Raw genomic sequence first — 13153 nt, forward strand, 5'->3', positions numbered from 1 at the left:
CTGACTGAAGAGCTTGATTACCTGCTTTACTGGCATGAACTGATTTTGATGAGGTTTGTCGGCAAAATCAAGCCGCATGATGACGCGGATGAAGAAGGCATTCGATATAAGCAGCTTTTAACAAAGTCATTTTTAAAAAATCAGCAAAACACGGATGATGAGCTTATTGATTACAACATGCTCAATATTATGGCAAGTGCCGTAGAATACCGCGAGCAGCTCGAACATTTAGAAACACTCATCACAAGTTTTCAAACGTATCATCCGAAAGACTGCGAAATAGAAACAGAAGAGTAACCCGGTTAACCAGCCGGGTTTTTTATATACAAAAAAATCTTATATCCTTCGTTAAAAGGATATAAGATTGATGTTCAGCTCAAATTTTGAATGGTAAATAAGTGCTTGTATTGACTGTCATAGTCCATGAGTTCATCATGAGTTCCGATTTCGATGATTGTACCGTTTTCCATGACGACAATCTTATCCGCATGTGTGATCGTCGATAAACGGTGGGCGACAACAAAAGTTGTTCTGTCCTTCGCCAGTTTGTCCATCGCTTCTTGAATATAATGCTCACTTTCCAGATCAAGAGCTGATGTCGCTTCATCTAAAATAAGGAGCGGCGGATTTTTCAGAAATACCCGCGCGATTGAGATCCGCTGCTTTTGTCCGCCTGACAGCTTAACGCCTCTTTCTCCCACCCGGGTCTCATACCCTTCTGGAAAACTCATAATAAATTCATGGGCATTGGCAGCTTTGGCCGCTTTAATAATCTCTTCAAGGGTTGCATCAGGTTTGCCGATTGCGATATTTTCCCGAATCGTCTCACTGAATAAAAAGGTATCCTGAAGCACCATGCCAACCTGGTTGCGAAGGCTTCTCGCCTCATAATCGCGAATATCAGTTCCGTCAATCAGCAGTCTGCCGCTAGTCACATCATAAAATCTCGGGATCAGGCTGACGAGCGTTGATTTACCTCCTCCGCTCATGCCGACAAGAGCTACGGTTTCTCCTCTATTTACTTTTAAAGAGACATCATGGAGAATGTTTTCTTTTTCCTTTTCATATTGAAACGAAACGTTTTGAAATTCCACTCCTCCGCGGATCTGGTCAGCTTTAATGGCATTTGGTTTGTCAGTGAGTTCATATGGCTCGTCAATAAATTCAAACACCCTGTCCATTGATGCGATTGATTGTGTCAATGTTGTAGAGGAATTGATCAGCCTTCTCACAGGGTTGTACATTCTGTCAATATATCCGACAAACGCGACCATTGTTCCGACTGTCAGCGGTCCATTAATGACAAAATAGCCGGCACACGCAATGACGATGAGCGGCGCCAAATCTGTAATGGTATTAACGACCGCAAAGGTTTTGGCATTCCAATTCGTGTGGCTGATGGCTTTATCTAAGAAATGGCTGTTTTTCTCATTAAAATTAGCCTGTTCATGATCTTCTATCGCAAAGCTTCTGATGACCGGCATGCCTTGAATGCGCTCGTGCAAATGTCCCTGCACTTGAGCTAGCGCCTGCGATCGCTCCCTTGTCAGCTTTCTTAAACGGCCGTAAAAATACTTCACTGATATGCCGTATAATGGGAATAAAACGATAGAGATCAGCGTTAATTTAATGTCCAGTGTCAACATGATAGAGATCACAATCAAAATCGTCAGCATATCAAGCCAAATATTCATCAGGCCTGTGATGACAAAATCCTTTGTTTGTTCCACATCATTGATCACTCGGGAAATGACTTCCCCTGTTCTTGTATTCGCATAAAAACGAAGGCTCAATTTCTGTATATGGTCAAACAGCTTGGCTCTTATATCGTAGAGTACCTTGCTGGCTGTCCACTGGGCAAAATATTGCCTATAGTATTCAACAGGCGGGCGTAAAATTAAAAATAAGGCGAACATAATCGCCATAATGGTGAACAATGACGTTGTTTTGTCACTGGCCGTGCCGCCTCCTTGAATAATGTCGTCAACTACGTATTTCAGAAGCAATGGGAGAGCAAGCGGAATGGAGAATTTTACGATCCCGATTAACACTGTAACGAAAATTTGCTTCTTATAAGGTTTGACGAATTGCATGTAGCGTTTCATAACCCCCACGTTGATTCCCCCTCTCTCTTTACCATGATGTGTGTGAGCCCATGTGAAAAACCTGTTGTACCCCGCAACAGGTTTTTACGTAACCATTATTTTGTATAGCGCAAATACCGTTCATACCACATATCGACAAACTCGGGCGCAAACGGTCCCTGACGCTGGTGAATCCAATGGAGCAGCGTGTTTAAGTAGTCTCTTAAAATACTGTCGATTTCTTTTGGATAATTCATGGCTTTCCGATGATCATCATATTCGTCTTCATCGAGAATATTGTAGGTCATGTCAGGAAAAACCTTAACATCTAGGTCATAATCAATATATTTAATTGCTTCGCCATCATAGGCAAACGGAGAACTGATGTTGCAATAGTAATGGACCCCGTCTTCCCTCAGCATCCCGATGACATTAAACCATTGTCTTGCGTGAAAATAACAGATTGCGGGCTCTCTGGTTATCCATGTCCGGCCGTCTGATTCGGTTACCATCGTCCGGTCATTGGCCCCGATGACACACATTTCTGTACTTTTTAAGATTGTTGTCTCATTCCAAATTCTATGAATCAGCCCGTTATGCTTATAGCTGTGAATTTGAATGGTTTCTCCTTCCTTGGGATAACCCATATTTCTCCCCTACTTTCTATAAAGCCCTACAGTTAGTATGTCCAAATTTGCTTACCGACAACGTCTTTTACCTATTATAACGTTACAAATTGAAAAATGAAAATAAAAGAGCCATTCCGGCCGGGGAATGGCACATTCCTGCTCTACACAAAGGAAGACGGCTTTTCTGAGCTGCGATAAGAACGAATCACCTGCTCTGTCTGCTTTTGAAACATATCCTGTATATCGGCAAGATGTTTCCGTTTTACCGCAATTTCATCCTGAATACCGCGCAGCCTTGCATCCCTTTCCAAATGCCGGAGTTCTGCTTCAATTTGTTTGCAGCGGTCGAGCTCTGATTGGAGATCGAGAAGCTTATCCATCGTTTTCATCTGTTCGCTTACCAGCTTTTCAAATTCCGTCATCGGTTCCTCCTTCAGCCTGGTGAAAGTATAAACGTTTCCTCCTTTTATCATTTCGATCCCAATACAGCAAACCCTTTGACTCATTCTGTAGACCTTTCACAAGTTTTGTCGTTTTACAAACAAAAAAAAAAGCACTTCCACCCGAAGATGAAGTGCTTTTTTCTGTTTCAGTGATTAGCTGTTTTGTTGTTTGTTTTGTTCAGCAGATTGGTTTTGCTGTCTTACCTGCTGTGCGTCAGTTTCACTAGCGAATTCAGTGCCGAATTGACCTTGTTGGCCAGCAGCTGATTGCTGGTTTTGTTTTCTGACTTGCTGAGCGTTTGTTTCGCTAGCAAATTCAGTGCCGAATTGACCTTGACCAGCAGCTGATTGTTGGTTTTGTTTTCTAACTTGTTGTGCGTTTGTTTTGCTGAAATTGTTTGAGTTAGCCATTGTTATCACCTCCACGGTCATTAGAATGTGCAGGTGATCGTATAGCTATTCCTCTTTTTTAAAAATTTTTAAACGAGCAGTGAGCGTCCGCCGTCAACGATTATTGTCTGTCCGCGGATCATGTCAGCCTTGGAAGAGACTAGAAATTCAACAGTATCAACCATGTCTTTAATTTCGACCATGCGTCCTGCAGGCGTGTTTTGACGCGCATCCTCAAGCAGATCCTCTCTGTTCGGGAAGTGTTTGAGCGCATCTGTGTCAATCGCTCCGCCTGATACGGCATTGACGATAATTTGTTTTGATGAGAGCTCAACCGCAAGATAACGGGTTAAAGCCTCTAACGCCGCTTTTGATACACCAACCGTGGTGTAGTTTTCAAGGTAGCGGATCGAGCCTAATGAACTGATGCTGACGATATGCCCGCCTCCGTTCTTTTCCATTAGCTTGGCCGCTTCCTGAGCACAGAAAAGCAATGCTTTCGCATTAATGTTCATCGTCCAGTCCCAGTGAGTTTCTTCTAGTTCCATGACAGGTCTCAGAACGCCTGAAGCGGCATTATTAACAAAAACATCAAGTCTGCCGAACGTTTCATCAATTTGCTGAAACATTTCTTTGATTTTTGCCGGCTGTCCTACGTTTGCTTTTACAACAAGCACTTTGACGCCAAGCTTTTCGATTTCCTCCGCTGTTTCTAAAGCGGCTTTTTTGCTGCGTGCATAGTTAATAACAATGTTATAGCCGTTCTCCGCAAGTCTGATCGCGGCCGCTTTTCCGACACCGCGGCTGCTCCCTGTTACGAGTGCGCATTTATTTTGTTCCATTTTTCCTCATCTCCTTGTAGCGTATAGTTCTTTTATTTCCACAAACAATAATGGCAAGAACTTAAAAGGGGGTCTTCTGTTATGTATGTCGGACGTGATATGAGCGAATTAAACATGGTTTCCAAAGAAGATTGGAAAAACAGTGAACTCGCCTATTTTCATCATGCCTTTCAGCAAATTATGCCTTATTTGAACGAAGAAGGCCAATCAAAATACCGTGAATTAACGCAAGAAATTGAAGCGCGCGGCGGAATGAAGCGCAATGAAGCGGACTACAGCCACGGCACGCGCGTCTCCTACGATTAACAATTGTTTACGGAGCAGCCGAGTATGCGGCTGCTTCCACTGCCATCTTCCAGATTTTTTGATGTGATACCGGGAACGCAAATTGTTCGAGTTCTTCCTTCGTTACTTTTTTCAGCTCTGAGGTATCCGACACTTGTTTTACTTTACCGAAAAACACAGAAATATTCCATACCAGGTGGGTGAAAACGTGCTCAACTACACCTTGCAGATCACTGATATCAGCTTGTATCCCGCATTCGTTTTCTAAAAATGCAGTGAGCTGTTCACGCTCGGTTTTGATCCCTTTTTGTGTTTCAAGATTAGGGAATTCCCACAGGTTGGCGAGCAAACCTTTTGACGGCCGTTTGTGTATATACACTTGTCCATCTTCATCAGTCAGTACGATCGCGGCCATTGTTTTGATCCCGGGCTTTTTCTTTTTGCTTTTTACCGGAAGCTCCCGTTCAGTGCCTTCTTCAAATGCTGAGCAATGCTTCTGAACCGGGCATAGCAGGCATGAAGGTGATTTTGGCGTACAGATCAAGGCTCCAAGCTCCATCAGGCCTTGATTGAACTCTGAAGGCTTTTCTTTGGAAATAAATGCACGGACTGCGTCTTCAAAGATCGTTCTTGCTTTCGGTTTGGCGATATCATCCCAAATGGAAAGAATCCTGGACATGACACGCATTACATTTCCGTCAACCGCGGGAATCGGTTTATTATAGGCAATGCTCAGCACAGCTCCCTTTGTATAAGGGCCGACACCTTTTAAGCCGCCAAACTCTTTCTCTTCTGAAGGGACAATGCCGCCGTACTCCTGTTTCACTTCTTTTACCGCGCTTTGCAGGTTTCTGACTCGCGAATAATAGCCGAGCCCCTCCCATGCTTTCAGCACTTTTTCTTCATCAGCATCAGCGAGCGCTTCCACTGTCGGGAATTGTTCCACAAACCGCAGAAAGTAAGGAATCACTGTCTCTACTCTCGTTTGCTGCAGCATCACTTCAGATACCCACACTATATATGGATCTTGGTCCTCTCTCCACGGCAGAACGCGCTGCTCCCGTTCGAACCATGAAATTAAATCATCGCGAAATCGCTGTATGTCTTTTTGTTTTAATTTGTCTTCAAGTACATTCATATGTGTTTCTCCCCAGTCTTTCGCGCCCCGCTTTTCTTTAGACTGTTTTTTGTTGTACACTAAGGGCACAGTACGATAATATGTTACATTAAATAGAAGTAAAGAAAAAGCGGAAACATATGAGAACGATTGAATCGGGTTAAAAATTGGGTATATGAAAATGGGGAATATCTTACAAAAGTGAATGTGCAGGACAATCCTGCAAGGAGGTCACCTATGGATACGGGCACACATGTCGTCATGGGCATCGCACTTGGCGGTATTGCGACGCTTGACCCTGTTGTCGGATCAGATCCGGCAATGGCTCACGCTGTTATGATCGCAACGCTTGCGGGCTCTCAGGCTCCAGATATTGATACTGTGTTAAAGCTTAAAAATAATGCTGTTTATATAAGAAATCACAGAGGATTTACCCATTCAATTCCCGCCGTTTTGTTTTGGTCTATCATCATTCCGGCGATTCTGTATTTATTTTATCCGCAGGCCGATTTTCTGCACCTGTGGCTGTGGACACTGCTGGCAGTCGTGCTGCATGTCTTTGTTGATATATTCAACGCGTACGGAACACAGGCCATACGTCCGTTTTCGAAAAAATGGGTTGCGCTCGGGCTGATTAATACGTTTGATCCGTTTATTTTCATCAGCCATCTGGCGGCTATCGCGATTTGGTATGCGGGTGGCAGTCCCGGCATCACGTTTCTCAGCTTATATATCATATTGGCAGGCTATTATTTGGTGCGCCTGATCATGCAGCTGAGAATTAAACGGAAGCTTCATGAGATGATTCATGATGAGATCGAAAGCATTATTATTTCTCCGACGATGAAATTCAGGCAATGGCGGATCGCAGTTACGACAGCCCATGCTTTCTATGTAGGAAGAAGCATGGAAGGGCATGTAGTGATTCTGGATACGTTTAATCGGGTGCCTGTTCCTGAAACCGAAGTGATGCATGCGGCAAAGCAGGATGATAACATCGCGGCGTTTTTGTCATTTTCTCCGGTTTACCGGTGGGAAGTCGATACGTTTAAAGATCATTATGAGGTAAGATTTATTGACCTGCGTTATCGGAGCAAAGGCCATTATCCGTTTGTGGCCATCGTTCATATCGGCCATGATCTCACGATTCGCTCGTCCTATACGGGATGGATATTCAGCGAAGAAAAGCTTCAGAAAAAATTAAAGCTCGGCTCTATTTAGAGCCGGGCTTTTTTCTTCTTATATATAAAACAGCAAGCAGCAGACTGATGAGAGATATGAGCGCCGATATTTTGAAGTATGGCGGATAGTAGGCCAGCTCAATGTGATTGTCTCCCTTTTGCGCCTTGAAGCCTATGAATGCATAATCCGCTTTTTCGATCGTCTGTGTTTTCCCGTTAATCTTCAACTCCCAGCCTTTTTCATAGGGGATCGGAAGCATGATGTATTGATTTTTTGGAAGACGATACGCGAACGTCAGCTTATTTTTATCCCATTTCAGATTGTCATCTTTGTCTGTTTTATTTTGCAGCACAGCGCTCTTCAGCGTTTGGTAATTTTCTTCATAGAGCGCTATATTTTTAAGCTCATACGTTCCTTTCGGAAGCTTGATTGAAATATGGTCTGATTTAGGCACTCTGACTGTGATATCATTTACTCCCGTTTTGTAAATCGATTGGTTCGATTTCCTTGTTGTGACATAATCATTGACTCTTAACGTAAATCCTTTGTCTTTTGCTTTGCTTTTCAAATAAAAGCTGACATAGTAGTCTCCAGGAGAGGATGACGCCTGTTTCGGAGTGATGATCAGTTCTCCTCCGTTTTCTCCAGTTACGGTAAGCAGTCCGTTTTCATACTGGGCATGTTTTGCGGTGATATCGGACTTGGGAATCAGATTGGCCAGTTTTGGCGCCTGCTCCGTTTTCCCCGATGGATCTGCTAGTACAATTCCTTTCATCATCGCTTGTTCTTTCGCAAGAGCGGGCAATTTGTCCAGCTCGCTTTCACTGTAAATGGCATCGGCTGTTTTGACGAAAGGAAGCATGTATTGATTTTCATAAACCACGTAATGCTCTGATTCCAAATGCTTCTTGAAACCGTACGGGACGCTGGCTTCGTTTGTTTTTTCCGTCATATAATATTTGCCGTAAAGCAGGCTGTATAAATTCGCCCTGTCTCCCAATGACGCATAACGGCTGACGCTTTCTCTCCCCATATCGATGCTCAAATCATTCCAATAGAAAGTTAGCAGATGTTTGTTTAAAATGCTGGAATAAGCGCTGAATCCATTAAACCCGTAAATAATTGGCGTATTATTGCGAACCCCGTTCATCCAATCGATTCTCATGAGCGGATCATCGTCTTCCTTCTGCAAACGCCTGATGAGCTCAGATGATTCTTGCCCTTTGTATTCCTCACCCGTAAGATATGCTTTTGTCACACTGTCCAGCCCGCCGCCTTCTGAGAGTGCGTATTTTTGATAGGTGTTGGCAACAAACAGCGAAGAAAGAATGATCACACCGTACACAGCCACCTTTGCCCTTTTTTCCGCAAAAGCTGCAGCAAACAAGGCTGCGATTGTCAGGAATAAGAGCAATAGAATGCTTTCATTCGCAGGTTTCCATATATCCAGCTTATACCTTTGGATATGATACAAGTAAAGAATCAGGGCAACAGCTATGGCCGGGAGCAGTTCTTTCCATTTCAGTTCAGACAGCTGTGACAGGCCTGCCGCAGCTGCTCCCGCAATGGTAAAGGCCAGAACATATTCAAACCGGTTTTGCGGGGCGGAAAAACCGTTAAATACGCTTGCCGCATACGGGCTGAAATGAAAAAGAATAAACAGCAGGCTCAATCCGGCAAAGAGACGAAACACGCGGTTTTTGTAAAAAGAAATAATAAATAAAAACAACAGAAAGGCTGCCGGCACAATAATGATCCGGCTCGAAAATAAGATATTATCATCGAAATTAAGCCACTCTATTTTCTGGCTGTACGGTGGGCGCAGGTTGTTTAAATAACCGTATACCACTGGCACAAACGCCGCCGCACTGATGCCAAAAGAAATGAGGCCTGAAATCAAAAACATTCTGCATTGAATCCATTTTTTCTCTTCATGCTTTTCCAGTCGGATCAGCCATCTGAACAGCACGTAGATCCCGATGAATATGAGGTTTATGTATGCAAAGTAAAAGTTGTTGATTAACGTCAGCGAGCACGCAATGATAAACCATGCCGGACGCCGCTCTCTGATGATTTTTTCTGCTCCGAGAACAAGCAGCGGAAGCCAAATCATTGTATCGGTAAAGAATTCCCAATACGCTTCGTGGCGGAAATAAATGATTGAGGCACCGTATAATACGGCCCCCGTAAACGACGCCGCTCTGTGTTTGAGAAGATAGTGAAAAACAGATGCGGCTGTAAAAATGATCAGACTTAGTTTGAAAATACTGATAAAAACAGCTGACTCCGCCCAAAAAAGCGTATCCGCTTCTCCGATCAGCTGGACGGCTTGAAGAAGCCAGACGGCGGCGGATACCACAAGAAAAAGAAAGGAAGCAGAAAAATAATAGCCGAGCTGACTGAACGTGCCGCCGCCGAGTCCGAATGAATAATTATAGAAAAAATTCCCGTGTGTATATTGGTCAAATAATAATTTTTTAAATACGATCATTTGCGCAAGTCCGTCACCCGGACCTGTCATATACCTGCCGTCCGTCCATTCTTTCACAAAAAAAGCGTTTGCCAGAACGGAAACCAGCAGACTGGCCGCATAGCTCATGACATATTTTCTTTTCATATAATTTCTCCAGTCTTGCTTTTAAGATGGTAGACAAGCAAAAAAAGCACTGCCAATGGCGCTTGGTGATTTCAGTGCATTTTTGTCAGACGCCGCATGCTTTTCAATTCGTTCGTTTCAGGCAGGTCTTTGTTCGGGATATTCGCTTCTTTAATTAAATAATGCGGGCGTTTTTTTGTTTCATAATAGATTCGGCCGATATATTCGCCTATAATTCCGAGACTTAACAGCTGGACCCCGCCGAGAAATAACACTGCTGAAATAATTGTGAAATATCCGGGTACAGAAATGCCGTTAGTCAGAATTTTAACGAATGTGGCAATGATATAAATGATGGAAAGCAGCAAGATGAAAATGCCGGTATAAAAGCATATTCTCAGCGGCTTATGGTTAAATGAAACGACGCCGTCCATTCCGTAGTTAAACAGACTGCTGAACGACCATTTGGATGTGCCGTTTTTTCGTTCGACATTTTCATAAAACACAATTTTCTGATCGAAGCCGATCCAGCAAAACAGACCTTTGGAGAATCGGTTGCCTTCGCTCAGCTTCAAAAGAGCGTTCACAGCTTGGCGGCTTAACAGCCGAAAGTCTCCGACACCGTCACGCAAATCAACCTCCACCGCTTTATTGATGAACTTGTAATAAAGAGATGACAGGAGGGAGCGGACAGGGCTGTCTCCTTTTCTGTTCCTTTGGGCAATGACTTGATCATAGCCTTCTTCATAGCCTTTGATAAATTCCTTCAGCAAATAGGTCGGATGCTGCAGATCGGCGTCCATTACAATAACCGCCTCGCCTTGAACATGTTCAAAGCCCGCAAGAATTGCGGCTTCTTTTCCGAAGTTCCGAGAAAAAGATATGTATTTTACCCGGCTGCATCCGGCTGCCAAGTCTTTGATCTGCTGAAGCGTGTCATCAACACTTCCGTCGTTTATGAAGAAAATTTCATAGTCATAATGAATGGTCTTGAATTCCTTTTTCAAAGATTCATGAATGAGTTTGACATTATACCCTTCATTGTAAGACGGGATAATAATTGAGATTAATCCTTGCTTCATTAAGGCACCTTCTTTTTTTATTCTATTTAAGTATTGCCTTAGGGGGAGTTGTAGACAAATCTTCAGTAAGGCTATTCCTTTTTTAAAAGTCGTTTAAACCTGTTTTTTGTTACATTTTATGGTGACATTCATCATTTTTATTTTGTCATGTTTAAAACGGACTATGAAAAAAACGCACAGAAAAAGTCTGCCATTATGACAGACGGATGGAGAGAAATTCTGACTTATTGTTTTTTAAGGTATTCCAGAATAAGCTGATTGACGATGGCCGGTTTTTCGTGGTTAATCCAATGGGAAGCTTCATCAACAAAAATGAGATGTCCATTCGGGCAATGCCTTTCCGTCTCTTTCGCAAGCTTTCTGCTTAAAAAGCGGTCTTCCATTCCCCAGATCATCCGGTAAGGTGCTGTTTCGTAAGCGGTTTTCTCTGAAAGGCTTCCTTTTCTGAGGGCTCTATACCAGTTCAGCATAGCTGTCAGCGCACCGGGCTGTTTCCACGCTTCTTTGTAATTGCTGACATCCTCTGACGTAAAAAGCTCAGGACGGGTCGATAATCCAATCGCTTTGTCTAATGTTTCGTAATCATTTTCCTTTAGTGATGCCTCCGGTATGTCGGGTAGCTGGAAGAAGGCGATATACGAGCTTTTCAGCCATTGCGGCGGATAAATCGGCGTTACGGTTTTCATGATGTGTGGGTGCGGGATATTGATGGCAATTAACTTTTCTAGATATTCCGGGCGCGTGGAAGCCAGATGCCATGCGACAGCTCCTCCCCAGTCATGCCCGATGACAATTGCTTTTTCATCTGTGAATTGGGAAATAAGCCCGATGATATCATCTCTTAATGTGTCAATCCGATATGAATCAATTCCGTCCGGTTTGTCACTGAGATTGTAGCCCCGCTGATCGGGAGCAATGACCCGGTAACCCGCATCGGCGAGCGGTTTGATTTGATTTTTCCAGCCGTACCAAAACTCTGGAAATCCATGGAGCAGGACAATTAACTGGCCGTCCTCCGGCCCTGCGGCCGCAACGTGGAGCGTGATTCCGTTTGTTTTGACAAACTGGCATTTAACTCCGTCCACTTCTATCTCCTCCTTGACTGTACGTCATGTTTTTCAGCCTTTTCTCCGTTAGCATAAACGTAATGACACAGGCGGCAAGCAGCAGGATAAGCTGAAGAATGATCAAGTTTGATCTCAGCAGCAACCCCATTCCCGCAATCACCAGGCCTGACAGGATCATCAATGATGCACTGTAACGGTTCGCTTCATCCCATAATCTTTGACCTGACATTGAACGTCTCGTTCTGTATCCGTACACACTGTTGATGGATTCGGGAGGAAACAGTTTGATCAGTATACCCGCAATGATCATAAGCCCTCCGCCGACTAAACCAGCCATATCATCATCTCCTTTCTCATTGTTACGTGCAGAAAGAAGAAATGTTTCATACATAGGCAAAAAGACAAGCCTCAGCCTGCCTTATTTATCGTATTTGTAAGTCCTTTGACTGAATATATCCCTTGACTCCGCCATAATCAACGAAAGCCCATGTGAAGTCAAATCCGCCGTTTTCACTGAATCCCCATCCAAGTAATGTCACCTCTGTTCCGGATGAGAGCTGTTTTGCTTTTCCGTTTTCAGGTGTCGGTGCATAGAAGGCTGTCTGTTTCGCTGTTTTCGCTTGGCTTGCGGTTTTCATTAAGAAGTGTGTTGAAATATATGCTTTTTTTCCTTTGAATTGAATTTGAGCCCAATCGGCATTTGCGAAACCATTGACTGTGACTTTTTGTTCTGATGATAAAGTGCCAAGAATTTTGCCTTTATGATTTGGCTCGGTCCGTACATTCAGCTTTCCTGCTTTTATGATGTAAGAATCGGATGATGGCATGCTGACAGATATGTCGTGAAGGGGCGCAGCTTGTGCTGCGGGAGCGGAATAAAGTGCTGTCAAACTCAGTCCTGCGACAGCTGTTAAAGCGAGCATTACTTGTTTCTTTTTCATATAAAGCTCCTCCTCGCATTTGACAAGATATAAGTGGTATTCCCTGATTGACCGGCGGGCGAAACACGTTTTGTTTATTTTTCTGCCTGTTAAGGTAATTTTAAGGAAATGAAAACCTGCCGGATGATAACGGCAGGTTTTTTAATGCAAAAGGCCTCTGCTTTGGTTTAAGTAATCATTTACGTCGTCACGGGAGCTTTGGAAAAGGTGGAGCTGGCCGCCATAGTTTTCGATCCATTGTGTGACGATTTTCTCTGTCATTTTTTCACCCTGATAGGCGTGTCCGGCTTTTGCATAAGTTGCTTCGAAATCGCTCCATAATAATTCCACCCATGATTTTGCCTGTATATAGCTAATCATATCGTTCTTTTCCAGAAGCAGATTTGTCAGTTTCTCAATATACGTATCCATGTATGCAGTCTCCTTTCTTCAGGAAATAAATGACGCTTTAAAACGTGCTGTTCTCCATATACTAACCTTACGTCTTCATTTGGA

At 43.5% G+C, this 13153-nt stretch carries 14 protein-coding genes and 1 pseudogene; 3 read left to right on the forward strand and 12 right to left on the reverse strand.

The genetic code is table 11. From position 1 onward, the window contains the following. Positions 1 to 297: pseudogene (locus RAC86_RS14375) on the forward strand (aromatic acid exporter family protein); the annotation flags it as partial. Between the two features lie 74 nt (positions 298 to 371). Here the strand turns inward: RAC86_RS14375 and RAC86_RS14380 are convergent. From RAC86_RS14380 to fabL, 5 genes are all read right to left on the reverse strand, one after another. Further along, positions 372 to 2114: an ABC transporter ATP-binding protein gene (locus tag RAC86_RS14380; RefSeq protein WP_109491774.1), complete on the reverse strand. Its 1743-nt coding sequence runs from the start codon at positions 2112 to 2114 to the stop codon at positions 372 to 374. Between the two features lie 86 nt (positions 2115 to 2200). Further along, complete coding sequence (gene ntdP, locus RAC86_RS14385; RefSeq protein ID WP_003223272.1) at positions 2201 to 2731, reverse strand: nucleoside tri-diphosphate phosphatase; 531 nt, start codon at positions 2729 to 2731, stop codon at positions 2201 to 2203. A 143-nt stretch (positions 2732 to 2874) separates the two neighbouring features. Further along, entirely contained in the window at positions 2875 to 3135 is a 261-nt protein-coding gene (locus tag RAC86_RS14390) for a YgaB family protein (protein WP_014113115.1), read from the reverse strand. Positions 3136 to 3309: 174 nt separating this feature from the next. Continuing rightward, on the reverse strand, positions 3310 to 3567 hold the full coding sequence (sspE, locus tag RAC86_RS14395) for a gamma type acid-soluble spore protein SspE (RefSeq protein ID WP_014113114.1): 258 nt from the start codon (positions 3565 to 3567) through the stop codon (positions 3310 to 3312). Positions 3568 to 3635: 68 nt separating this feature from the next. Beyond that, positions 3636 to 4388 carry an enoyl-[acyl-carrier-protein] reductase FabL gene (gene fabL, locus RAC86_RS14400; RefSeq protein WP_014113113.1) on the reverse strand — a complete coding sequence of 251 codons (753 nt, stop codon included), beginning with the start codon at positions 4386 to 4388 and terminating at the stop codon, positions 3636 to 3638. An 81-nt stretch (positions 4389 to 4469) separates the two neighbouring features. On the opposite strand from fabL, the gene RAC86_RS14405 reads away from it, so the two are divergent. Beyond that, complete coding sequence (locus RAC86_RS14405) at positions 4470 to 4694, forward strand: hypothetical protein (protein WP_003223257.1); 225 nt, start codon at positions 4470 to 4472, stop codon at positions 4692 to 4694. A gap of 7 nt (positions 4695 to 4701) precedes the next feature. Here RAC86_RS14405 and mutY read toward each other — a convergent pair whose 3' ends face one another. Beyond that, positions 4702 to 5811, reverse strand: coding sequence for an A/G-specific adenine glycosylase (gene mutY / locus RAC86_RS14410; protein ID WP_377885826.1), 1110 nt, complete (start codon positions 5809 to 5811; stop codon positions 4702 to 4704). Positions 5812 to 6027: 216 nt separating this feature from the next. Here mutY and RAC86_RS14415 point away from each other — a divergent pair, with 216 nt between their 5' ends. Next, positions 6028 to 7011: a metal-dependent hydrolase gene (locus RAC86_RS14415; protein ID WP_003223253.1), complete on the forward strand. Its 984-nt coding sequence runs from the start codon at positions 6028 to 6030 to the stop codon at positions 7009 to 7011. On the opposite strand, the gene RAC86_RS14420 is transcribed toward RAC86_RS14415, so the two are convergent. From RAC86_RS14420 to RAC86_RS14445, 6 genes are all read right to left on the reverse strand, one after another. Continuing rightward, entirely contained in the window at positions 7004 to 9589 is a 2586-nt protein-coding gene (locus RAC86_RS14420; RefSeq protein WP_377885827.1) for a YfhO family protein, read from the reverse strand. The two genes, RAC86_RS14415 and RAC86_RS14420, sit on opposite strands and share 8 nt — an antisense overlap. Positions 9590 to 9660: 71 nt before the next feature. Continuing rightward, positions 9661 to 10650, reverse strand: a complete 990-nt coding sequence (locus RAC86_RS14425) for a glycosyltransferase family 2 protein (RefSeq protein ID WP_003223250.1) — start codon at positions 10648 to 10650, stop codon at positions 9661 to 9663. Positions 10651 to 10874: 224 nt separating this feature from the next. After that, entirely contained in the window at positions 10875 to 11735 is an 861-nt protein-coding gene (locus tag RAC86_RS14430) for an alpha/beta fold hydrolase (protein WP_072565971.1), read from the reverse strand. Beyond that, entirely contained in the window at positions 11722 to 12054 is a 333-nt protein-coding gene (locus tag RAC86_RS14435; RefSeq protein WP_072565970.1) for an SdpI family protein, read from the reverse strand. The genes RAC86_RS14430 and RAC86_RS14435 overlap by 14 nt, the downstream gene beginning before the upstream one ends. Positions 12055 to 12139: 85 nt before the next feature. Beyond that, complete coding sequence (locus tag RAC86_RS14440) at positions 12140 to 12658, reverse strand: SH3 domain-containing protein (RefSeq protein ID WP_072565969.1); 519 nt, start codon at positions 12656 to 12658, stop codon at positions 12140 to 12142. A gap of 141 nt (positions 12659 to 12799) precedes the next feature. After that, positions 12800 to 13069 (reverse strand): YfhJ family protein, encoded by a 270-nt coding sequence (locus RAC86_RS14445; protein WP_014113107.1) that lies wholly within the window; start codon positions 13067 to 13069, stop codon positions 12800 to 12802. Positions 13070 to 13153: the final 84 nt, after the last annotated feature.

The organism is Bacillus sp. LR_5, from assembly GCF_042709275.1.